Genomic DNA, 22,176 nt, shown 5'->3' with positions numbered 1-22,176 from the left:
CTCTAAGCCGCCCGCGGGGTCTTGCGCGGTCCGGTCTTCAAAGTCGCGAGCGCACTTGCGCGTTCGCGTTCGACGCGGCCGGAAGGCATCGACAGATAGAAGATGCGCTTCTGCTCGGCCCGGCCGCGCGACACCGAATCGAGGATTACCCCGGTCACCGCCGCCAGCATCGACAGCAGCAGCAGCCCGACCGACAGCACCCACGTCGGCATGCGCGGCACAAGCCCGGTTTCGGCGAACTCGATCAGCACCGGCGCCATCAGAAACAGGCTTGATGCCAGGAAGAACACCGAAAAAGCGCCGAAGAAACGCAGCGGCTGCGTCTCCTTCATCAGCATGGCGAACATCCACAGGATCTTCGCGCCGTCGCGAAAGGTCGACAGCTTCGACGAGGAGCCTTCCGGCCGGCGGCCATAGTCGAGTCCGATCTCGCTGACCGGCAATTTGAGCTGCGAGGCGTGCACCGACATTTCGGTCTCGATCTCGAAACCGCCGGAAACGGCGGGAAAACTCTTGACGAAGCGCCTGGTGAAGGCGCGGTAACCCGAGAAGATATCGGTAAAGTCCGAGCCGAACAAACGTTTGTAGAGGCTGTTGAAGATGCGGTTGCCGAAGGCGTGGCCTGTCCTGCCGGCGTCGTTGACGACGCCGCGCCTGGTGCCCACCACCATGTCGGAGCGCTCGGTCAGCAGCGTGTTGATCAGTTGTGGCGCGTCCTCCGGCGCATAGGTGCCGTCGCCGTCGGCCATCAGGTAGATGTCGGCCTCGATGTCGGCGAACATGCGGCGCACGACATTGCCTTTGCCCTGGCGCGGCTCGCGCACCACGATGGCGCCGGCGGCGCGGGCTCGGAGCGCCGTCAGGTCGCGCGAATTGTTGTCGTAGACATAGATCGCGGCGGCAGGCAGCGTTTCGCGAAAGCGCCGCACCACTTCGCCGATCGTCAGCTCTTCATTGTAGCAAGGCAGGAGCACGGCGATGCTCGGCTCATGGCGCACTTCTTGTGGCATTTTCGTCTCCGGATGCCCTGTGAGGCCCCTGACCACTCAAGCGCCGGCCTCGCTCGGGCGGCTTTACTATTTATTGAAGCTGTTAAGGCTAGGTTTAAACCGCACCGTATTCCTTCCAAAGGTCCTGATATGAGCACAGCCGACGATGGCGCCTCCATTTGGAGGTCCGATATCGCGCTGGCGCTGCTTGCCACGCTGCTGGCGCTTGCCGTCAATGCCTTTGCCGGCTTCCCGGCACTGACCAATGCCGGCGGCGACAACGACAATCTGCTGCGCCTCGTCGAAGTTCGCGACATGCTGGCCGGCCAAAGCTGGTTCGATCTCCACCAGTACAGGATGGGCCTGGAAGGCGGTTTCGTCATGCATTGGTCGCGGCTGGTCGATGCGCCGATCGCCGCCATCATCATCGCCGTATCGGCCCTGACCGGCAGCGCGGCCTTTGCCGAGAATGTTGCGCAAGTGCTGTGGCCGGCGCTGCTCTTCTGCCTGACCGTATTTTTCACGGCTCGCGCCGCGCGCAGCTTTGCCGGTGACAGCGCCGTGCTGCCCGCTGTCGTGATCGGCGCTGCCGCACTGTATTTCCTCGGCATTTTTTCGCCTGGCGCGCTCGATCACCACAATGTCCAGCTGATGCTGAGCATGGCCAGCCTGAGCCTGTTGCTTGAAGCGCCAAGGCGCAGGCCGGCGGCATTGCTCTCCGGCCTGTGCGCCGGATTGATGCTGGCCGTCGGCATGGAAACCGCGCCTTATGTCGCCACCATCGGCGCCTCAGTCGCCACGCTGTTTGCCCTCGACGCCGATGGCGAGAGGTCGATTGCCAGGGATTTCGGCCTCGGCTTTGCCGGCGTCTCCGCCCTCGTCTTTGTCGTCACCATTCCGTGGTCCGCCTGGGGTCAGGCGCAATGCGACGCCTTCTCGGCCGTGCAGTTCGTCGTCGCGGCGATTGCCGGAACCGGCCTTGCGGCGATAGCGTCGATCGAGCCCGCCGGCCGCACGCGCCAACGGCGGTTCGCCTCGCTTGGCCTGCTTGCCCTGATATTGGCCGCTCTCGTCGTCCTTTTGTTCCCACAATGCCTGGCAGCGCCCTACGCCAACCTCGATCCGCGCCTCAAGGAGCTATGGCTTGATCACATCGACGAGGCGCAATCGCTGTTCAAGCTGGTCGCTGAAGATCCGGCCGGGGTGGTGGCGCGCTATGCCACGCCGCTCATCGCGCTCGTGCTGATGGCGCTTCGCCTTGGCCGTGGCGGCTGGCGGCGGCAGGACAGCCTTGTCGGCGCGCTGCTTGTCGTGGCCTTCATCGTCAGTGCTTGGCAGGTGCGCGGTTCGACATTCTCGATCGCCTTCGCCGTCATCCCGCTTGCCGCCTGGATTGCCAAATGGCGTCAACGGGCAGAGGTCAGCCCGTCGCGCGGCGTGGCGCTGCGCATGGCCGCCGTCTGGCTGGTTTCAGTGAATGCCGTCTGGACTGGGGCTGCCGCGGCAACCTCGGTCGCCTTCGAGGACAGCAATACCGCCGCCGATAATGGCGACGGCGCCGATGTCGCTTGCCAGCGCATGGCCTCCTTTGCGGCACTCGGCCGCCTGCCCGGCACCACCGTGCTGGCAATTTCCAATCTCGGATCGCCTATCCTGGCCTATTCCGGACATCGCGTCTTCGCCGGGCCTTATCATCGCAATGTCGCCGGCAACCTGCTGGCGCTCGATGCCTTCCTTGGGTCCGATGCCGATGCCCGGACGGTCGTGGCGGATCATCACGTCGGCCTCGTCGCGCTGTGCCCCGGCAGCGCCGAAAGCAAGCTCCTCGCAGCCAAGGCGCCGGCAGGCTTTCTTGCCGGGCTGATGCGCGGCAGCGTGCCGGAATGGCTTGAGCCGGTTGCCGGGACCAGCGGAGCCGCAGTCGAATTGTACCGCGTCCGGCTGGGCAGCTGATCGATCGGCGGCCCGTGCGGCCTTTTGTCGGACATAAGTCCTGACAATCCACTCTTTCGCCCTTGCCCGCCCGACACGGCTGGATAGGATGCGCGCCGGCCGACCGAGATCATTGGACCGGGAGAGAATTTCATGATGCCATCGGCACGCTTTGCCGACCTCGAAGGCGCTTCGGTGCTGATCACCGGCGGCGGCTCCGGCATTGGTGCTGCCTTGACCGAAGGTTTTGTCCGCCAGGGGGCAAACGTCGCCTTCATCGATATTGCCGACCGTGCGAGCCTGGCGCTGGCCGATCGGTTAGAGAAGGAGCTGGGCCGGCGGCCGCTCTATCTCAAGACCGACATACGCGACATCGAGGCGTTGCGGCTATCGGCGGGCAAAGCTGCAGAGGCGCATGGCGACGTGACGGTGCTGGTCAACAATGCCGCGCAGGATGACCGTCATGCCGTCGAAGACGTCACGGTGGAGTTCTGGGACAACAACCATGCCATCAACCTGCGCCCGCATTTCTTCAGCGCACAGGCGGTGGCGCCGGGCATGAAGCGGGCCGGCGGCGGCTCGATCATCAATTTCACCTCGACCTCGTTTCTCATCAACCATCCCGACATGCCGGCCTATACCGCCGCCAAGGCCGGCATCGTCGGCCTCACCAAGGGTCTTGCCGGCAAGCTCGGCGTCGACGGCATTCGCGTCAACGCGATCGCGCCCGGCTGGGTGATCACCGAGCGGCAGAGAAAGCTCTGGGTCACCGAAGAAGCGCTCGCCGCTCATGTCGCCAAACAGTGCATCAAAGAGGTGATGCAGCCGGAAGACATTATCGGCACTGTGCTGTTCCTTGCGTCGGACGCCTCACGCATGCTGACCGCGCAGATGCTGATCGTCGATGGGGGGTTCCTGTGATCTCATCGAGCAAAGCAGCTTCCGTCGCGGCCGTCGACTGGGGCACCACCCGCATGAGGGTATGGCTGCTCGACGGCACTGGCAAGGTTCTCGCCGAGCGGCGCGGCGATGACGGGCTGATCACCGCCCAGGCTAAAGGATTTTCGTCCATTCTCGAAGGGCATCTGGCCGCCATGGGTGCTCCCGAGGCGCTGCCGGTCATCATTTGCGGCATGGCCGGTTCGCGCCAGGGCTGGCTGGAGGCACCCTATGTCAGCGTGCCGGCGCCGATAGGCGCTATCCTCGCCGGCGCTGCCCACATCCCCGGCCAGCGCCGTGATATCCGCATCGTGCCTGGCCTTGCCCAACGCCTCGCCGATGCACCTGACGTCATGCGCGGCGAGGAAACCCAGCTTGCCGGCGCCGGTTTACCGGCAAAGGGACGCCACCTCGTCTGCATGCCCGGCACCCATTCGAAATGGGTGCTGGTCGAGGACGGCTCTGTTGCCGGTTTCGGCACCTGGCCGACCGGCGAGCTGTTTTCGGTGCTGGCCGCGCACTCGATCCTACGCCATTCGCTGGGCGAGCCGCCGAAGCCGGTTGCCGCCGAAAATCCATTTTTCCGGGAGTGGTGCCTGAAGGCGTTGGCCGAAGGCGGTGACATCGGTTCAAGACTGTTCTCGATCCGCGCCGCCAGCCTGCTGCAGGATCTGAAGCCCGAGGATGCCGCCGCCTGCCTGTCCGGCCTGCTGATCGGCGGCGAGATCGCTTCGGCAAGTCGCCGTTATGGGGCGAGTGCCGTGCCCGTCGTGCTGATCGCGTCGGGCGCACTCGGCAAGCTCTATGCCGACGCCCTCGGCCTTGCCGGGCTCGCGGTCAGGGTGGTCGACGCCGACGAGGCGGTGCGTGCCGGTCTTGCTGAAGCCGCGCGCGAAAATGGCATGATCGCTGGAAATGGAGTTGCCGCATGACCGAAACCGCACCTTTTCCAAAGCTCGAGCGGGGTCTGGTCGCCATCCTGCGTGGCCTCAAGCCAAGCGAGGCGGTGGCGATCGGCCAGGCGATCTTCGGCGCCGGTATCGAAGCGATCGAGGTGCCGCTCAACTCGCCCGATCCTTACGCCTCCATCGCCAGCATTGTCGGAGCGCTTCCTCCAACAGCCTTGGTCGGTGCCGGCACGGTGCTCAGCGCCGCCGATGTCGACGGCCTGCACAAGGCCGGCGGGCGGCTGCTGGTCAGCCCCAATATCGATGCCGAGGTCATGGGCCGGGCCATGCACTACGGCATGGTGACGATGCCTGGCGTGTTCACGCCGACCGAGGCATTCCAGGCAATCCGGCTCGGTGCCTCGGCATTGAAATTCTTCCCGGCGAGCGTGCTTGGCGCGGCAGGCATTTCGGCGATGCGCGCGGTGCTGCCGGCCAGTGTGCTGGTCGGCGCGGTCGGCGGCGTTTCAGATAAGGATTTTGCCGGCTACAAGGCAGCCGGCGTCAGCGTCTTCGGTCTTGGCTCCAGCCTCTTCAAGCCGGGCATGAGCGTCGACGAAGTGGCAGCGCGAGCGAAAGCCGCAGTTCAGGCCTGGGACGCGGCGTTTGGAGCGGCATGATGAGCGAGACCATTGTTTCGGTTTTTTCCGACCATGTCTGCCAACTCGGCGAGGGACCAAGCTATGACCCTGCCACCGACACGCTCTACTGGTTCGACATCGTCAACGGCCAGCTCCTCGAACAGCGCCTGTCGGGCGGTGCTGTCAAAATCCACGAGCTCGGTCAGATGGCCAGCGCCATCTGCATCATCGACGACCAACGCCAGCTGATCGCCACCGAGACCGGTCTGCATGTCCGCGACGTCGCGACCGGCAAGCTGACGCTGCACACGCCGATCGAGGCCGACAATGCGGTCACCCGCTCGAACGATTCACGCGTTCACCCTTGCGGCGCGCTGTGGGTCGGCACCATGGGCAAGGGCGAGGAGAAGGGTGCCGGTTCGATCTACTGGTTCTTCAAGGGCGAGCTGCGCCGGCTTTATGCCGACATTACTGTGCCCAACTCGATCTGCTTTTCCGAGGATGGGACCATTGCCTATTACACCGACACCAGCACCGGCCTGTTGATGCGCGTCGGCTGCGATCCGGCGACCGGACTGCCGGTTGGCGAACCGAAGGTCTTCGTCGATCACCGTTCGGCCAAGGGCTATATCGATGGTTCGGTGCTCGACCGCGACGGCATATTGTGGAACGCCTGCTGGGGCGGCAGCGTCGTCGAAGCGTATGGACCCGACGGCAAGCTTATCCGTTCGGTGGCGATGCCGGCGACGCAGCCGTCCTGTCCAGCTTTCGTCGGCAGGAACGCCGACCGGCTGGCGGTCACCTCCGCCTGGTCAGGCAAGAGCGAGAAGCAGCGCCTGCTCGACCCGCAAGCCGGCATGACATTCATGCTCGACATTCCAGTCAATGGTCGCTTCGAGCCACGCGTGCTGATTGGCTAGACCCATATCTAGCACTGTCGTGCAGGCGTCCAGCTGACGTCGGTTCCGCGAAAGCCGAATGCGCTCGCCGTGCGATGCTTGAACGCTTCATCGTTTCGCGGGAACGCTGAACCGCTCTATCTCTTTGTTTTGACGCAATTCCGGACGGAAAGCCGTTTCACACTTTTCCTGGAATTGCTTTAGGCAATCGTGCTGCCGGGAAATCGTTTCGATCATGTCAAGCCGCGAGCCGAAGCTGATCCTTGTCTACGAGCCGGAAAAGGCTTGCTTCGATCGGCTGGTCGCCGATAACCACGTGCCGGAGCGTGCCGCCGAAATCGCCTCCTATCTGGCGCAATCGACCGACTTCGCTGCTGAATTCGACGCACTTGCCGCCGCTTGCCAGAAGCGCGGCTTGTCATTTGCCCCGCTGGCGCTCGACGACGCCGCAAGCCTTCTCGGCGGCGAGGACCCGAAGACCACGCTTGTCTGGACGCTGACCGACGGCGTCGCCTATTTCCGCGGCGGCGCGGCACCGGCTCTGGCACGGCTGAATGGCCTCAAGGCGATCGGCGCCGACGATGCGCTGTTCGCGCTCTGTCAGGACAAGTTCCGGTCCGGCGCCGTGCTCGGCGCGCTTGGCCTGCCGGTGCCGCAGGCGGGCCTTGCCCGCGACGGCGCCTGGCTGGTCGCGCCACCGGCCTCGCCCGCCGGCTGGTTCGTCAAGCCGAACCGGCTCGGCGCCAAAATCGGCATCTGGCCGGATTCGCGCTGCCACGATCTCGGCCATGCGCTGGAGCTTAGCCGGCGCGTCTTCGCCGCCTATCGCGACGATGTCATCGTCCAGCCCTATGTCGCCGGCCGCAACGCGCGCGCCAGTTTTCTCGGATTGCGGCCGGATACCGGCGTCGAGGCGCTGGGCATCGCCTTTGTCGATTCGGGCGGCGATTTCCAGACCATGCAGGACAGCCTGGCGCTTTACGGCGATACCGGCGCAGCGGCGAAAGCTGCGGGAAAATATACCGAGCCGGTGCTGCTGCCGGTCGCCGGCAGCCAGCCTGAAGCCGATGCAAGAATCCGTCTCATTGCCGAACGCCTGATGGTCGGGCTTGGCCTGCGGGATGTGTTTTCCATCGATTTCCGGGTCGAAGCCGACGACAGCGTCCACCTCATAGAGTTCGAGGTCTGCCCCGGCCTGCCCTGCTTCGATTTCCGCGATTACTGTCGCCAGCAATGGGGCTTGAGCCTCGCCGACGCGATGGCGGAGGCAGCGGCGAACCGGCTTCTCGCCTAAATCCCCTCGACCAGCACGATTTCGCCCTTGGCCACCTTCTGGCGGATCGCGACGGCGCGCTGGTATTCGGGCGAGTGGTAGCAGTCATGCGCCGCCTCAAGCGACGGAAACTCGATGATCACGTTGCGGTCGCGGCCCGGCCCCTCGGCCTTCTCATGCGCGCCGCCACGCGCCAGGAACTTGGCGCCGAAGCGGTCGAAGGCCGGTTTGGCGGCTGCGACATAGTCCTTGTAGCCTTCCGCATCGCGCACGTCGACGCGAGCGATCCAGTATCCCTTGGGCATGGTATTTCTCCTGGTTTTTGGCCGTGCGCGGACCGATGTTGAAAGTCGCTCCGGTGAGATGGCTGGGGTTGTTTTCGAGTGCCGGAGCGGAGCGTACTTAAAGTACGTGAGCACCGGAAGCGGAGAAAACGCCGTCAGACGGCTGCAGGAGCAAGTTTCGGAATCGGTCCTCAGGCCGAGCGCATTTCATCGAGGATCGCTTCCGCCGCCGCCCGCCTGTCGGCCGCTCCGACGATCGGCCGGCCGATGACGAGATGGCTGGAGCCGTTGCGGATCGCCTGCGCCGGCGTCACCACCCGTTTCTGGTCGCCATGGTCGCTGCCCTTCGGCCGGATTCCCGGCGTCACCACGGCCAGGTCGGGGCCGACGATGCGGCGCACCGCCTCGGCTTCTTCGGCCGAGCAGACGATGCCGCCCATGCCGGCATGCAGCGCCTGCTCGGAGCGCCTCAGCACCAGTGTATGCGGATCATACTCATAGCCGGCGTCGATCACGTCCTGCTCGTCCATCGAGGTCAGCACGGTGACCCCGAGTAGGCAAAGGTCGCTGCCCCTGGCAGCCTCGACCGCCGCCTTCATCGTCTTCGGATAGGCATGGATCGTCAGCATGCTCATGCCCATCCTGGCGATGTTTTCGACCCCCTTGGCCACGGTGTTGTCGATGTCGAGCAGCTTCATGTCGAGAAAGATCCTGGTGCCCCCGCTGGCCAGCTCGCGGGCGAAGTCGAGCCCGCCGGCAAACGCGAGCTGGTAACCGATCTTGTAGAAGGAGACGATCCCGTCGAGCTCGCGCACCGCTTTCTCGGCTTCCTTCAGCGTCGGCAGGTCGAGGCCGACGATCAGCCTTTCCTGCATCGTGTCGGCATGCGCGGCGTCCGGGATCATGCCTCGATCCGCGTCGACAGCATGCGCGAGGTTTCGATCAGCGTTCGGCATAGGTGCTCCATCGATTGGCGTAGTCTCTCGTCCCTGAACTTGCCCTCGTCGTCGAAGGCGTAGCCGCCCTCCGGCACCGAGCATTCCGGTGTCACCACCTCCATCCGGCAGCGTACCAGAACGGCGCGCAGATGGTTGATGCAGCGTATCCCGCCGAAGGGTCCGTTGGAAGACGAGCAGAGGCCGGCGACCTTGCCGGCAAGTGGCCTGAAAGTCCGGCCGCCATCCTTGCGCAGCTGGCTCACCCAGTCGATGCTGTTCTTGAGCAACGGTGGAATGGAGCCGTTATATTCGGGCGTCGCGACCAGCAGCCCGTCATGGGCGGCGATCATCCGGCCGAGCTTGAAAGCATTGTCGGGAATGCCTTCTTCCTTTTCCAAATCCTGGTCGAGGATCGGCAACGGATAGTCGGCGAGCGAGATGCGGGTCACCTCGGCGCCCTGCATGGCAAGTTCCTTCTGTGCCACGTCGGCGGTCCTGCCGCTATAGGCGCCGCTGCGCACCGAACCGGCGACGACGAGAATTTTCGGGATCACAGCCATGGGTCTGCCTTGTCACCGATGGGTATAAGACAAGTGCCATTCAAACCCAACGCTTCAATTCATGCGGCCCCGCGTCGGTAGATCCAAAGCTGCGTCGGCGGAATGTTGCGGATGACGAAATGGAAATGCTCGACCGTATAGTCGCCGCGGCCCGGCGGGATCGGCGACAGCGGCCCGTAAGTCAGCTGCACGATCGGCCGGCCCGCCGGGATACGGTCGAGCAGGCTCTCGACATAGGCGATGCGCTGGGCGACAGGGAAATTGAGCAGCGGCACCCCCGATATCACGGAATCGAAGATCAGGTCGCGCTTGTCGCCAAGCGTCGCGTCGAGATTGAAGGCGTCGCCCTCGATGACGTTGACGCCTGGATAAAGCTGGCGCAGATGGCGCACGAAATCAGTGGAATATTCGACCGCGTAGAGATTCTCAGGCTTTATGCCCTGGGCGAGGATGGCGCGGGTGATGACGCCTGTACCGGGTCCGACCTCGAGCACCGGCAGGCCGGATGTCGGATCGACGATCGAGGCCATCTTGCCAGCGGTGATGGAACTGGTCGGGACGATCGAACCGACCGCCTTCGGCTTGTCGATCCAGCCCTTGAAGAACTTCAGCTCGTCGTCGAACTTTTCCGCCAGCGTCTTTCGCAGTCCGGGACTACGCGTCATCGAAAGTCCTCCTCAACGCTCCCTCGCATGCTACTTAGCAGTTACGAGGTGCAAGACAAGGCGAATCCCCGGATAAGGTGTTGATGACGCTCGGGAAGCGTTTTCCAGGGATCAGCTTCAGTGCTCGCCGAACGTTTCGAAAAAGTCTTTCATGCGGGCGAAAAATCCGCTCGACTGAGGCGAATTGTCCTTTGAGGAAAGCTGCTCGAATTCCTCCAGCAATTCGCGCTGACGGCGCGAAAGGTTCTGCGGCGTCTCAACCACGGTCTGGATGTAGAGATCACCGATATTGGGCTGGCGAAGCACAGGCATGCCCTTGCCCTTGAGACGGAACTGGCGACCGTTCTGGGTGCCTTCCGGCACCTTCACCTTCGTCTGGGTACCGTCCAGTGTCGTCACCTCGAACGAGCCGCCAAGCGCTGCCGTCGTCATCGAGATCGGCACCTTGCAATAAAGATCGGCCCCGTCGCGCTGGAAGAATTCGTGCGGCTTGACCGCGAGGAAGATGTAGAGATCGCCCGACGGGCCGCCGCGCAGGCCGGCCTCGCCCTCATTGGCCAGCCGGATGCGGGTGCCATCCTCTATGCCGGCAGGGATGTTTACCGACAGCGAGCGCTCCTCGGTGACACGGCCCTGGCCGGCGCATTTCGGGCACGGATCCTTGATGGTCTGGCCGCGCCCCTGGCATTGCGGGCAGGTGCGCTCGATCGAGAAGAAGCCTTGCGTGGCGCGCACCTTGCCGTGGCCGTTGCACATCGAGCAGGTGACGGGCTGGGTGCCAGGCTTGGCGCCGCTGCCCGAGCATTCCGAGCAGGAAATCGAAGCTGGCACCCGAATCTGCGCGGTCTTGCCGGAAAATGCCTCTTCCAGCGTAATTTCCATATTGTAGCGCAGGTCGGCGCCGCGCTCGCGGCCGCCGGACGAGCGGCGCTGGCGCCCGCCCATCATGTCGCCGAAAATGTCTTCGAAAATGTCGGCGAAGCCGCCGGCGCCAAAGCCTTGCGCCCCGCCATTCATACCGCCGTGCTCGAAGGCGGCGTGGCCGAAGCGATCATAGGCGGCGCGCTTCTGCGGGTCCTTCAGTGTCTCGTAGGCTTCGTTGATTTCCTTGAACTTGTGCTCGCAGGCATGGTCGCCTGGGTTGCGGTCGGGATGGAACTGCATGGCGAGCTTGCGAAAAGCGCTCTTGAGCTCCTTCTCGTCGGCGCCCTTTTGCACGCCTAGCGTTTCGTAAAAATCAGCTTTCATGTTTTCCCGCAGTCCGGATAGTCAACGTCTTGAAGCATCGTTGCGTCGTTTGCCGGCACGCTGTTCCGATTTAGGTGTGATGGAGGCGCGATGCCAGTGTCTACGAGGCTTTGTCCGCATTTTTTCGGGCAGCGCAGCGTTTTTCCGGCAAAGGGTTGCAAAAAAGCCCGGCTGTGCGCCGGGCTTTTTCCCTTACCTGTACCGTCAGGCGGTTCAGGCCGACTTCTTCTTCTCGTCGTCTTCGTCGATTTCCTCGAAGTCGGCATCGACGACGTCACTGTCCTTGGCGGCATCAGCCTTGGCGTCGGCCTCGGCGGCTTCCTTCTGCGAAGCCTCGTACATGGCCTGGCCGAGCTTCATCGAGACTTCGGCGAGCGTCTGCGTCTTGGCCTCGATCTCGGTCACATCGTCGCCTTCGGCAGCGGTCTTCAGCGCCGCGATCGCATCGGCAATCGCCGTGCGGTCGGCCTCGGAAACCTTCTCGCCGTATTCCTTCAGAGACTTCTCGGAGGAATGCACCAGCGCCTCGGCCTGGTTGCGGGCCTCGACCAGCGCGCGCCGCTTCTTGTCGGCTTCGGCATTGGCCTCGGCGTCCTTGACCATCTTCTCGATGTCGGCGTCCGAAAGGCCGCCGGACGCCTGGATGCGGATCTGGTGCTCCTTGCCGGTGCCCTTGTCCTTGGCCGAGACGTTGACGATGCCGTTGGCGTCGATGTCGAAGGTGACCTCGATCTGCGGCACGCCGCGCGGCGCAGGCGGGATGCCGACCAGATCGAACTGGCCGAGCGCCTTGTTGTCGGCGGCCATTTCACGCTCGCCCTGGAAGACGCGGATGGTCACCGCCGACTGCGAATCCTCGGCCGTGGAGAACACCTGGCTCTTCTTTGTCGGAATCGTCGTGTTGCGTTCGATCAGCCGCGTGAATACGCCGCCCAGCGTCTCGATGCCCAGCGACAACGGCGTCACGTCGAGCAGCAGCACGTCCTTGACGTCGCCCTGCAGCACGCCGGCCTGGATAGCGGCGCCTAACGCGACGACCTCATCCGGGTTGACGCCCTTGTGCGGCTCCTTGCCGAAGAACTGCTTCACGATCTCCTGGATCTTGGGCATACGGGTCATGCCGCCGACCAGGACGACTTCGTCGATTTCGCCGGCCTTCAGGCCGGCATCCTTGAGCGCCGCCTTGCAAGGATCGATCGTGCGCTGGACGAGATCCTCGACCAGGCTCTCGAACTTCGCCCGCGTCAGCTTCAGCGTCAGGTGCTTGGGGCCGGTGGCATCGGCGGTGATGAAGGGCAGGTTGATTTCGGTCTGCGTGGTGGACGACAGCTCGATCTTGGCCTTTTCAGCCGCTTCCTTGAGGCGCTGAAGGGCGAGCTTGTCGTTCCGCAGGTCGATGCCCTGTTCCTTCTTGAACTCGGCCGCCAGATATTCGACCAGACGCATGTCGAAATCCTCGCCGCCGAGGAAGGTGTCGCCATTGGTCGACTTCACCTCGAACACGCCGTCGCCGATTTCGAGCACCGAAATATCGAACGTGCCGCCGCCAAGGTCATAGACGGCAATCGTCTTGCCTTCCTTCTTGTCCAGTCCATAGGCAAGCGCGGCCGCCGTCGGCTCGTTGATGATGCGCAGCACTTCGAGGCCGGCGATCTTGCCGGCATCCTTGGTCGCCTGGCGCTGGGCGTCGTTGAAATAGGCCGGAACGGTGATGACTGCCTTCTCGACCTTCTCGCCGAGATAGGCCTCCGCCGTTTCCTTCATCTTCTGCAGGATCATCGCCGAGATCTGGCTAGGCGACTGCTTCTTGCCGCCGGCCTCGACCCAGGCGTCGCCATTGTCGCCCTTGACGATCTTGTAGGGGACAAGCTTCTTGTCCTTCTCCGTCACCGGATCGTCGTAGCGGCGGCCGATCAGGCGCTTGACCGCGAAAATGGTGTTCTCAGGATTGGTAACCGCCTGGCGCTTGGCCGGCTGGCCGACGAGGCGCTCGCCGTCGCTGTTGATGGCGACGATGGAAGGGGTCGTGCGGGCGCCTTCCGCATTCTCGATCACCTTGGATTCCTTGCCGTCCATGATGGCGACACAGGAGTTGGTTGTTCCCAGATCGATACCGATTACTTTTGCCATTTCTCTAATCTCTCCGCTAAGCAGGCTCTCAGGACCCGTACAGGCGTTCCGACGAAAGCCCCTGTTCACAAGAAATTCCGCTCCGGCAACCGGCATTCGGCGCTGGACGGCTTGGCGCGTATATAAGAACAGGCTGCGTGGCGCGCAAGCATTCTGCGCAAGGCGTTCACCATTCATCGCGGTTGATCGGATTCGGGACCGGCAGGCCCGTATTTTCGGCGGTGATCCAGCCGGCCCGGCCCCCGGCCCATGAACCTTTCCGCCTCGCCCCGCGACTGATGCTCAGGTGCCGCGTGGTGCGGCCCCGGAAAGGAAAGCCCCATGACCACAGATCCAGAGGCTCCATGGTCTCCGGGAACAGCAGGAACTCAGCGCGACCATCGCCTTCGGGACCGGGTCGATGCGCTGGGCTTTTCGCCGGTTCCGTTGACCCTGCGCGGACCCAGGCGTATCGTGACGTTGAGGAAAGCAGACAATTCGATCAGGGATGAACGTGCCGGAACGCCGCGCCTTGCCCTGATTTGCGCGCCGGGACCGGATGTTTCTCCCATGACCTGTGGGGGGAGATCCATGTCTTGCGACCACGGCGCGTTCGTGCGCTCTCGTGCCGGCCGTTTGCGCCGCGCCATCGAGGCTGCCAGCGGATTGTCGATCTTGGCGCTCGCCGCTGGGCTCTGGCTCGGTGGCTCGGCCCAGGCTCAGGAAACCCGGATCATCTATCCCGGCTCGATGGCAATGACCGGATTTTCCGGCACCATCATCCCCAATTTCGAGGAAGGCCTGCCGCCAGGCGTCGATCCCGTCGACGAAACCTTCATCGACACGGCGCGCGCGACCTTGCGCATCTTCGACGTCTCAAGGCTGGGCGGGCCGGCGTCTGGCCAATTGGTCTTCACCCCGCCACCGTTCGAGGTCACAGCCGGGCAAATCGGCCAGGTGTTCGGCATCACCTACGACGACGGCGTGCGCGACGGCGTCCCATCGGCCATTCCAAACCTCTATGCCGGCGCCACGTCGCTGCACGGCATCCGCATAGTCACGCCAGACGGCGACGCCGACGGCCGGCCGGAGCGGCAGCGCCGCGGCACGGCTGACGCTGTCTTCATGGACGGCCAGTTCGGCACCGAAAACGGCGGCGGCCCCGGAACGATCTGGAAGATCGACGGCATCACCGGCGCCGTCTCGAAATTCGCCGATATCGACGCCAATAGCGGTCCCGGCATCGGCGACGTCACTTTCGACAATATCCACCGCCAGTTCTTCGCCAGCGATCTCGACACCGGCCTCATCCACCGCATCGACGCCAATGGCGCGCTGCTCGACACGTTCGACCACGGCATAGCCGGTCGCCCGGCGCACGGGCTTGCCGCCGTTGCCGACGACGGCTCGGTGATTGACATCCAGGGTGCTGCCTTCGACAGCGAGGACCCCGACAGCTGGGGCTACACGCAGGACGAGCGCCGCGTCTGGTCGGTCGCCTATCGTGGCGGCCGGCTCTATTATTCGGTCGGTGATAAGGCGGAGATCTGGTCGGTAGGCGTTGCCGGCGACGGCAGTTTCGCCGGCGACCCGCGCTGGGAACTGACGGTCAAGGCCGACAAGGATTACGCGGTCACCGACATCGCCTTCGACAACGAAGGCTTCATGTACCTGGCCCAGCGCGGCCCGGTGGAGAACCGCTACGACTACAGCCAGTTCGCCGATTCCGGCAAGGGTGAGGTCATCCGCTACTGGCGCGAAAATCCGGACGATCCGGCGACGGAATCGGCCTGGGTGGAAGTGCCGCAGGAATATGCGGTCGGCTTCCCGCAAGACAACCGACAGTCGGCCGGCGGCCTCGACCTGCAATATGGCTACGATGCCGAAGGCAATCTCGATACCGGCGTCTGCACCGACACGCTGGTCGATACCGGCGACAAGTTGCGCGACAATCCGGAGCTTGCCGAACAACTCGCAGCCGGCGGGCCGCTCGCCGTGCACGGCGTGCAAATCAGGCCGACGTCACTGGCCAAGCCGGCCGACATGCCGCCTTTCGGCTCGTGGTTCGTCGACTTCGACAATTATTTCGAAGACCCGGAAGTCGAAGGCCATGTCGGCGACGTCGAGGTCTGGCGCCCCTGCGAAGGCCGTGCCGGCTATTACGAGCAGGTGCCGGGCGGCTATCTGCCACCGTTCTATCCGCCGGACTTTCCGCCCCCCGGCAATCTGCCTCCTTGCCTCGATGTCGAGGATGTCAGGTATTTCTGCACGCCCTCCGGCCTCGAGGCCGAACTCTATCTCCATGACCATGCCGGCTTTGGCGGCGATTCGATCAAGGCTCTGTCCAGGACGCCTGGCGTTGGGGTGACTTCACCTCTGTCGCATGCGCCCGGCGCGCCATACACGATCGGCATCACCGGCCATTACCCTGGCGATACGGTCGATGTCGGGCTCTGCTTCTACAGGCAGTCCGATAGCGACAAGGGTGGCTACTACCCTTGCTGCAAGATGACCTTGCCGCTCAGAACCCCAGCCGTCAGCTGCGAACCGTGAGGAGGGGAAGATGAGCAATCTCGCATTTTTCCCGCCTGCGACAAGCAGCCAATCAACCGGCAAACAATCATTCGTCATCGAGACCATCGTGAAACCCCTGTCACTCGCCAGGCGCGGTGTGCGCTGGCTGATGGCGGCCGGTATCGCGGTCGCCATGCTGAGTCCGCTGCAAGGCTTCGCTGAAGACCTTGCTCCGGCCAAGACCAAGCCTGCCGATGCGGGCATCTACACTGCCGTTCCAGATCCCAGGCTCGATTTCGACAATCCTCGCATCGTCAATCCGGAGCCGGGCCGGATTGTGCCCTTCTTCACCAAGAAAGGCACCCAGAGAGGCTGCGACTATGTCGTATACTCGCTGAGCTTTGGCTTGCGCGGCAATCCGCAGGGTTTTGCCAGCCCGGACCTCGCCGCCATGCTGAAAAAGGTCAGGCTCGATTTCAGGGACCAGCTCCCGCACGGCCTGCGCATCGTCGGCGTGCATGTGACTGGCGACGGCACCGATGCGTCCGGCGGACCGCTGCCCGGTGCTGCGATCAGCAGTTCGGCTGGCCCGGACGATACCGCGGCGGTGCCCGATTTCCGGATTTCCGCCAGCGATCTCGACGGCATCGGCGCTGCGAACGAGCGCGCCGTCACCTTCCAGATCACCGCCAGGATCGACCATGCGGCGTTTCCGTCGCCGACGATCGTTCACAACCAGGGCCTGGTCAAGGTGAGCCGCGAACGCGGCGCCGGCATCGAAATCCCGTCGCAGGACCCGGGCAAGCCGGACGACGGCAATTACCTCACGGGTGCAAAGACCTCGATCAAGATCGACGTCACCAGGTGCAACCCGCCGCCTCCACCTCCCGGCAAGGAATGCTTCAAGGTGGAGCGAGGCACGGTTGATTGCGTGCCCGGCGGCGGCGCCTTCATCTACCACATGCCGGTCGGCCCGGAGATGGCTGGCAAATGGGTGCAGCTTTCGACGACGACACCCGGCATCACCATCATTCCCGACACGCAATTGGTGCCGGCGGGCGGCGGTGTGCTCAATTGGAAGATCGTCGGCGCTTCACCCGGCGACGTCATCCACATCATCGTCACCGGTGTCGAAACCTATGCCGGCCCGAGGGAGGGGTGGGGCCTGTGCTGTACGCAGACTGTCGATATCGTCATCCCGCGTGATCAGCGCTGCCCACCGAAGGACAAGGAACCGGATCTGAAAGTCGAAAAGCGCGCCGACGTGCAACGTTGCACGGTGGGTGGCGGCTGCGACTTCACCATCAGGGTCACCAATGTCGGCGATGCACCCTACCACGGCAAGATCGTGCTCAACGAAGTCACCCTGCCGGCTGGCTCCACCCTCGATTCAGGGCCGAACCCGCCTTGGGTCTGCGCGCCTGGAACCACCCCGATGATTTGCACTCATCCGGTGACCACGCTCAATCCGGGTGCCTCTGTCGACCTCAAGCTCGGCTTCAAGCCGGCCGCAGGCTGGCGAGGCAGCGCCTTGCGCAACTGCGCCACTTACAATTACGGCGCCAGCGGCAAGCCGCTTTTCGGCAGCCAGCAAAACGATCGCGGCTGTGCTTCGATCCCGGTCTGCCGGCGTGGCGATCGTGACCGCAACTGCCGGCCGCCGGTGGAGAAGAAGGTCGACCTGATCCTGAAGAAGCGCGCCCGCACCGAATTCTGTTCGGCCGATGGCGTCTGCACCTTCGTGGTCGACATAATCAACAATGGCAGCGTCCCCTATAATGGGCCGCTGACGGTCGTCGATACCTATCCGGGCGGCGTGCCGGCATCCTCGACCTTCGGCCCGACGCCGCCATGGACATGCGGACCGAACGGCCCCGGCCAGTTCCGCTGCGACAATGCCGGCATCGTGCTGTTGCCTGGCGCCTCGACGCCGATCTTCGTCAGGGCGGTGATGCCGGCCAACTACCGGCCCGACAGTGTCGAGAACTGCGCCGAGGTGAAAGCTATTCCCGGTGAGAACGACATCACCAACAACAGGGCCTGCGCCAAGGAACGCATCCGTCATCCGAATGCCGGCCAGCCGGCCCTGCGCATCACCAAGGTTTGCAATGGTTCGCTGGCCGGTGCTGCGGTCGTTTCCTGCCGCATTACCGTCATCAGTCTCGGCACCACTGCCCCGACCGGTCCGGTACGGGTCAACGATGCCGCGACGCTGATAGCCGGCGGAGCGCCGGTCCAGATCCAGACCGTCACCCCAGACGGCGCGGAATGGGCTTGCGGACCGGTTCCGGCCAATGCGCTGTCGTGCCAGATTCCCGGCGCCGTCATCACGCCTGGAACCAGCCGCCATTTCGACGTGACGGTTGCCGCGAACGGCGAATTCGAGAACTGCGCACGCGGCTCCTACGGCCCGGCTCCGGGAGACGACATCGTCTATCCGATCGGCCAGGCCTGCGCCAAGGGCAGCGGCGCCTCGACCATCCGCGTCGAGAAGACCGGTGATGCCGAGTGCAAGCCCGGCCAGCCCTGCTCGTTCGAGATCACCATCACGAACGATGGCGCGAGCGCCTTCTCCGGTCCGGTTCGCCTCGGCGATGCGATCGGCGTCGAAGGCCTCGGCCGGCTGGAAGGCGTTGCGATCACCTCGATCGATCCGCCCTTCGGCTGCTCGCCGGAGCCGGCAATCTTGCCTCTGTCCTGCATCGCCCAACTGACGCTCGGCGCCGGGGAAAGCCACGTGCACACGGTGACCGTGATCATTCCGGACGATGGCCGTCTGGCCAATCTGCAGGGCACTGTCAACGGCCAGAACTGTGTCGGCGTGCTGTCCCCGAACACGCCGGTGCAAGGCGGTGGCGACGTGCTGTCCCGCGGTGCGGCCGACGTGCAGGGTGATCGCGGCAAGGCCTATGCCTGCCATCCCTTCACCATCAGGAATGAGGTGAAGAAGGAATGCTCGCAAGGCTTCGTCATGAACGACGCCGGCAACTGCGTCTGCCCGCCCGGCACGACCTTCCGCAATGGCCAATGCTCGTCCGGGGGCGGCACGGTCATCGTGCCGAAGCCAAAACCTTGCGTTCTGCTCAAAGGCCAGATCCGTACCGAAGACGGACGCTGCGTCTGTCCGCGCGGAACCGAGCTGGAGAACGGCGCTTGCGTGGGCAGCAAGCCGCAGCCCGAGCAGTGCACCATCCGTGGCCAGATCCACGACGCTGCCGGCGATTGCGTCTGCCCGCGGGGCACCGAAGTCAAAGGCAATGCCTGCCGGCCAATCCAGCCGAAACCCGAGCAGTGCACCATTCGGGGCCAGATCCATAACGCCGCAGGCGATTGCGTCTGCCCGCGGGGCACCGAAGTCAGGGGCAATGTCTGCCGGCCAATCCAGCCGAAACCCGAGCAGTGCACCATTCGGGGCCAGATCCATAACGCCGCTGGCGATTGCGTCTGCCCGCGGGGTACGGAAGTCAGGGGCAATGTCTGCCGGCCAATCCAGCCGAAGCCGGAGCAGTGCACCATCCGCGGCCAGATCCACGACGCCGGAGGCGATTGCGTCTGCCCGAAAGGCACGGAAGTGCAAGGCAATGCCTGCAGGCGCAAGAAGCCTGTTGTGGTGGAGTGCTCGATACCTGGTCAGATCCACAACAAGCGTGGCGTCTGCGTCTGCCCGCGTGGGACAGAGCTGCGCGACGGCGCCTGCCGCAAACCGCGGCTGGAGTGCGCACCGGGCGCGCGGCCGATTAATGGCCAGTGCCAGCCGATCCGTAAACCGAGCCTGCTGCTGAATCCAGATGTTCTTCAGCAGCTGCCAAGGCGCAAGCCGCAGCTCGAGCAATAGGATCGCGCGCGAACTTCAAAACGGTGATCATTCGATCAAGAAAACCCCGCCGGAGCGATCCGGCGGGTTTTTCTTTGGCTCGCAGATGAAAGAGCAGCGAAAACCTGAAGCCGTGGCATCAGCGGAAGGACAAACCGGCTTCCACTTTCCGGGCTCGACTCATGGTCTAGGCAGGCGATACAGAGGGGCCGTAAACCGGGGCGTTCGGGAAAAACCGCGTCATGAGCAAAAAAACCCTGATCGCGCCATCGGTGCTGGCTTCCGATTTCTCGAAGCTCGGCGACGAGGTCGAGGCGGTGGCGGCCGCCGGCGCCGACTGGATCCATCTCGACGTCATGGACGGGCATTTCGTCCCCAACATCACCTTCGGGCCGCCGGTGATCAAGGCGATCCGCAACCGCACCAAGGCCTTCTTCGACTGCCATCTGATGATCGCCCCCGCCGACCCCTATCTGGCCGCCTTCGCCGAGGCCGGGTGCGACGGCATCACGGTGCACGCCGAAGCCGGGCCGCATCTCGACCGCTCGCTGCAGACGATCAAAAATCTTGGCAAGAAGGCCGGTGTGTCGCTCAACCCGGCGACACCGGAGACGATGATCGAATACGTGCTCGACCGGCTCGATCTGATCCTGATCATGACGGTCAATCCGGGCTTCGGCGGTCAGGCCTTCATTCCGGCGATCGTAGACAAGGTGAAGCGGGTGAAGGCGCTGATCGGTGACAGGCCGATCCGGATCGAGATCGACGGCGGCATTTCGCCGGAAACTGCGCCCCTGGTCACCGCCGCCGGCGCCAGCGTGCTGGTCGCCGGTGCGGCCATTTTCAAGGGCGGCAGCGTCGCAGCCTATCGGGCAAACATCGAGGCAATCAGGGCAGCGGCGGACAAGGCGGCCGGCTGACCGCCGCCGTCCGGCCGGAGACAGCCGCTCGGGGGAACTTTTGAGCAACCATCTGTTCGATGCTTTCCGTGCCCGGATGCCCACGCCCGGACGCCTTTTGATGGAGGCAGATGACGGGAGCTCGATCAGCTATGGCGAAATGCTGGCGCGCTCCGCTCAACTGGCACATGTGCTGTCGCAGCTGGGCGTCGAAGCCGGCGACCGCGTCGCCGTTCAGGTCGAGAAGAGCCCGGAGGCCATTTTCCTTTATCTCGCTTGCCTGCGTGCCGGCGCGATCTTCCTGCCGCTCAACACCGCCTATACGCTGACCGAACTCGACTACTTCTTCAGGGATGCCGAACCACGACTGATCGTCTGCGACCCGGCGCGAGTGACCGAGATCGGCGTTTTGGCGCAGGCCTCGGGCGCTGCGGTCGCGACACTCGGCAGCAAGGGCGAGGGTTCGTTGACCGATCGCGCCTCCGAGACGGCCGTGGACTTCCACGACGTGGCGCGCGGACCGGACGACCTTGCTGCGATCCTCTACACATCCGGCACCACCGGCCGTTCGAAAGGCGCCATGCTCAGCCACGAAAACCTCGCCTCCAATGCGCGGGTGCTGGTCGACCTCTGGCGCTTCACTGCCGCAGACGTGCTGATTCACGCGCTGCCGGTTTTCCACACGCATGGCCTTTTCGTCGCCACCAATGTCGTCCTGATGGCCGGCGCCTCGATGCTGTTCGAAACCAAATTCGACCCGGCCCGCATCGTCTCGCTGCTGCCGCGGGCCACCGTGCTGATGGGCGTGCCGACCTTCTACGTCCGCCTGCTGCAGCAGGACGGTTTGAACCGGCAAGCGGCGAAAAACATCCGCCTGTTCATTTCCGGCTCGGCGCCGCTTTTGGCCGAGACGCACAGAGCCTGGCGAGAGCGCACCGGCCACGCCATCCTCGAGCGCTACGGCATGACCGAGACCAACATGAACACGTCGAATCCTTATGATGGCGAGCGGCGTGCCGGCACGGTCGGGTTTCCCCTGACCGGCGTTTCCCTGCGCATCACCGACCCCGAGAGCGGCGAAACACTTGCCAAGGGCGATGTCGGCATGATCGAGGTGAGGGGTCCCAATGTCTTTTGCGGCTACTGGCGCATGCCGGAAAAGACCAAAGCGGAGTTCCGTGACGACGGTTTCTTCATCACCGGCGATCTCGGACTGATCGATGCTGACGGCTATGTCCACATCGTCGGCCGCGGCAAGGACCTGATCATTTCCGGCGGCTACAATATCTATCCAAAGGAAGTCGAGAGCGAGATCGACGCACTGCCTGGCGTCGCCGAAAGCGCTGTCATCGGCGTTGCCCATCCGGATTTCGGCGAAGGCGTCACCGCTGTCGTGGTGAGGGCGCTGGGCTCGACCATCAGCGCCGCAGGGATCGTCGAGGCCATCGCCGGGCGCCTCGCTAGGTACAAGCATCCGAAACGGGTGATCTTCGTCGACGAACTGCCGCGCAACACGATGGGCAAGGTGCAGAAGAACCTGCTGCGCGAAGCCTACAAGGACCTCTATACGTCCAAAGCCGGCTAA

The 22,176-nt window shown here is 64.0% G+C and carries 17 protein-coding genes; 10 read left to right on the top strand and 7 right to left on the bottom strand.

Annotated features, from left to right (window positions below; all coding sequences use genetic code 11):
• Positions 1-2: 2 nt before the first annotated feature.
• Positions 3-1,010: a glycosyltransferase gene (locus NKH60_RS18295; RefSeq protein WP_352449624.1), complete on the bottom strand. Its 1,008-nt coding sequence runs from the start codon at positions 1,008-1,010 to the stop codon at positions 3-5.
• 129 nt (positions 1,011-1,139) lie between these two features.
• On the opposite strand from NKH60_RS18295, the gene NKH60_RS18290 reads away from it, so the two are divergent.
• From NKH60_RS18290 to NKH60_RS18265, 6 genes are all read left to right on the top strand, one after another.
• Positions 1,140-2,942, top strand: coding sequence for a GtrA family protein (locus NKH60_RS18290; protein ID WP_352835984.1), 1,803 nt, complete (start codon positions 1,140-1,142; stop codon positions 2,940-2,942).
• Between the two features lie 132 nt (positions 2,943-3,074).
• Complete coding sequence (locus NKH60_RS18285) at positions 3,075-3,842, top strand: SDR family NAD(P)-dependent oxidoreductase (protein ID WP_352702070.1); 768 nt, start codon at positions 3,075-3,077, stop codon at positions 3,840-3,842.
• Positions 3,842-4,792: a 2-dehydro-3-deoxygalactonokinase gene (locus NKH60_RS18280; RefSeq protein ID WP_502898623.1), complete on the top strand. Its 951-nt coding sequence runs from the start codon at positions 3,842-3,844 to the stop codon at positions 4,790-4,792. The genes NKH60_RS18285 and NKH60_RS18280 overlap by 1 nt, the downstream gene beginning before the upstream one ends.
• Positions 4,789-5,427 carry a 2-dehydro-3-deoxy-6-phosphogalactonate aldolase gene (locus NKH60_RS18275; RefSeq protein WP_352472811.1) on the top strand — a complete coding sequence of 213 codons (639 nt, stop codon included), beginning with the start codon at positions 4,789-4,791 and terminating at the stop codon, positions 5,425-5,427. Before NKH60_RS18280 ends, NKH60_RS18275 begins: the two co-directional genes overlap by 4 nt.
• Positions 5,427-6,308, top strand: a complete 882-nt coding sequence (locus NKH60_RS18270) for an SMP-30/gluconolactonase/LRE family protein (protein ID WP_352835979.1) — start codon at positions 5,427-5,429, stop codon at positions 6,306-6,308. Before NKH60_RS18275 ends, NKH60_RS18270 begins: the two co-directional genes overlap by 1 nt.
• A 214-nt stretch (positions 6,309-6,522) precedes the next feature.
• Complete coding sequence (locus NKH60_RS18265; protein ID WP_352851211.1) at positions 6,523-7,581, top strand: D-alanine--D-alanine ligase family protein; 1,059 nt, start codon at positions 6,523-6,525, stop codon at positions 7,579-7,581.
• Here the strand turns inward: NKH60_RS18265 and NKH60_RS18260 are convergent.
• From NKH60_RS18260 to dnaK, 6 genes are all read right to left on the bottom strand, one after another.
• The gene (locus tag NKH60_RS18260; RefSeq protein ID WP_352834263.1) at positions 7,578-7,865 is read right to left on the bottom strand and encodes a DUF1330 domain-containing protein; all 288 of its coding nucleotides are present in this window, start codon (positions 7,863-7,865) and stop codon (positions 7,578-7,580) included. The two genes, NKH60_RS18265 and NKH60_RS18260, sit on opposite strands and share 4 nt — an antisense overlap.
• Positions 7,866-8,035: 170 nt before the next feature.
• Positions 8,036-8,749 (bottom strand): orotidine-5'-phosphate decarboxylase, encoded by a 714-nt coding sequence (gene pyrF / locus NKH60_RS18255; protein ID WP_352472808.1) that lies wholly within the window; start codon positions 8,747-8,749, stop codon positions 8,036-8,038.
• Positions 8,746-9,342, bottom strand: a complete 597-nt coding sequence (locus tag NKH60_RS18250) for an NADPH-dependent FMN reductase (RefSeq protein WP_352472807.1) — start codon at positions 9,340-9,342, stop codon at positions 8,746-8,748. Before NKH60_RS18250 ends, pyrF begins: the two co-directional genes overlap by 4 nt.
• 59 nt (positions 9,343-9,401) lie before the next feature.
• Positions 9,402-10,007 carry a phospholipid N-methyltransferase PmtA gene (pmtA, locus tag NKH60_RS18245; RefSeq protein ID WP_023679853.1) on the bottom strand — a complete coding sequence of 202 codons (606 nt, stop codon included), beginning with the start codon at positions 10,005-10,007 and terminating at the stop codon, positions 9,402-9,404.
• Between the two features lie 117 nt (positions 10,008-10,124).
• Positions 10,125-11,255, bottom strand: a complete 1,131-nt coding sequence (gene dnaJ / locus NKH60_RS18240) for a molecular chaperone DnaJ (RefSeq protein WP_023679852.1) — start codon at positions 11,253-11,255, stop codon at positions 10,125-10,127.
• A 213-nt stretch (positions 11,256-11,468) separates the two neighbouring features.
• Positions 11,469-13,385: a molecular chaperone DnaK gene (dnaK, locus tag NKH60_RS18235; RefSeq protein ID WP_023679851.1), complete on the bottom strand. Its 1,917-nt coding sequence runs from the start codon at positions 13,383-13,385 to the stop codon at positions 11,469-11,471.
• 570 nt (positions 13,386-13,955) lie between these two features.
• Here dnaK and NKH60_RS18230 point away from each other — a divergent pair.
• The 4 genes from NKH60_RS18230 (at position 13,956) to NKH60_RS18215 (ending at position 22,176) form a co-directional block, all read left to right on the top strand.
• Complete coding sequence (locus tag NKH60_RS18230) at positions 13,956-15,917, top strand: hypothetical protein (protein ID WP_352834257.1); 1,962 nt, start codon at positions 13,956-13,958, stop codon at positions 15,915-15,917.
• A gap of 10 nt (positions 15,918-15,927) precedes the next feature.
• The gene (locus NKH60_RS18225; protein ID WP_352834254.1) at positions 15,928-19,713 is read left to right on the top strand and encodes a DUF7929 domain-containing protein; all 3,786 of its coding nucleotides are present in this window, start codon (positions 15,928-15,930) and stop codon (positions 19,711-19,713) included.
• A gap of 221 nt (positions 19,714-19,934) precedes the next feature.
• Entirely contained in the window at positions 19,935-20,612 is a 678-nt protein-coding gene (rpe, locus tag NKH60_RS18220) for a ribulose-phosphate 3-epimerase (RefSeq protein WP_352449613.1), read from the top strand.
• Between the two features lie 40 nt (positions 20,613-20,652).
• The gene (locus tag NKH60_RS18215; protein ID WP_352834251.1) at positions 20,653-22,176 is read left to right on the top strand and encodes a malonate--CoA ligase; all 1,524 of its coding nucleotides are present in this window, start codon (positions 20,653-20,655) and stop codon (positions 22,174-22,176) included.

This window comes from Mesorhizobium sp. M1006, from assembly GCF_040318825.1.
Lineage (GTDB): Bacteria > Pseudomonadota > Alphaproteobacteria > Rhizobiales > Rhizobiaceae > Mesorhizobium.
The sequence above is the reverse complement of the archived record's forward strand: the minus strand, read 5'-3'. Positions and strand labels throughout refer to the sequence as shown.

Excerpts from the sequence above, each read along its gene's own strand:
- dnaK (WP_023679851.1), bottom strand. The coding sequence starts at position 13,385 with ATGGCAAAAGTAATCGGTATCGATCTGGGAACAACCAACTCCTGTGTC.
- NKH60_RS18275 (WP_352472811.1), top strand. The coding sequence starts at position 4,789 with ATGACCGAAACCGCACCTTTTCCAAAGCTCGAGCGGGGTCTGGTCGCC.
- pmtA (WP_023679853.1), bottom strand. The coding sequence starts at position 10,007 with ATGACGCGTAGTCCCGGACTGCGAAAGACGCTGGCGGAAAAGTTCGAC.
- NKH60_RS18285 (WP_352702070.1), top strand. The coding sequence starts at position 3,075 with ATGATGCCATCGGCACGCTTTGCCGACCTCGAAGGCGCTTCGGTGCTG.
- dnaJ (WP_023679852.1), bottom strand. The coding sequence starts at position 11,255 with ATGAAAGCTGATTTTTACGAAACGCTAGGCGTGCAAAAGGGCGCCGAC.
- rpe (WP_352449613.1), top strand. The coding sequence starts at position 19,935 with ATGAGCAAAAAAACCCTGATCGCGCCATCGGTGCTGGCTTCCGATTTC.
- NKH60_RS18225 (WP_352834254.1), top strand. The coding sequence starts at position 15,928 with ATGAGCAATCTCGCATTTTTCCCGCCTGCGACAAGCAGCCAATCAACC.
- NKH60_RS18290 (WP_352835984.1), top strand. The coding sequence starts at position 1,140 with ATGAGCACAGCCGACGATGGCGCCTCCATTTGGAGGTCCGATATCGCG.
- NKH60_RS18295 (WP_352449624.1), bottom strand. The coding sequence starts at position 1,010 with ATGCCACAAGAAGTGCGCCATGAGCCGAGCATCGCCGTGCTCCTGCCT.
- NKH60_RS18260 (WP_352834263.1), bottom strand. The coding sequence starts at position 7,865 with ATGCCCAAGGGATACTGGATCGCTCGCGTCGACGTGCGCGATGCGGAA.
- NKH60_RS18270 (WP_352835979.1), top strand. The coding sequence starts at position 5,427 with ATGAGCGAGACCATTGTTTCGGTTTTTTCCGACCATGTCTGCCAACTC.
- NKH60_RS18230 (WP_352834257.1), top strand. The coding sequence starts at position 13,956 with ATGTCTTGCGACCACGGCGCGTTCGTGCGCTCTCGTGCCGGCCGTTTG.
- pyrF (WP_352472808.1), bottom strand. The coding sequence starts at position 8,749 with ATGATCCCGGACGCCGCGCATGCCGACACGATGCAGGAAAGGCTGATC.
- NKH60_RS18265 (WP_352851211.1), top strand. The coding sequence starts at position 6,523 with ATGTCAAGCCGCGAGCCGAAGCTGATCCTTGTCTACGAGCCGGAAAAG.
- NKH60_RS18250 (WP_352472807.1), bottom strand. The coding sequence starts at position 9,342 with ATGGCTGTGATCCCGAAAATTCTCGTCGTCGCCGGTTCGGTGCGCAGC.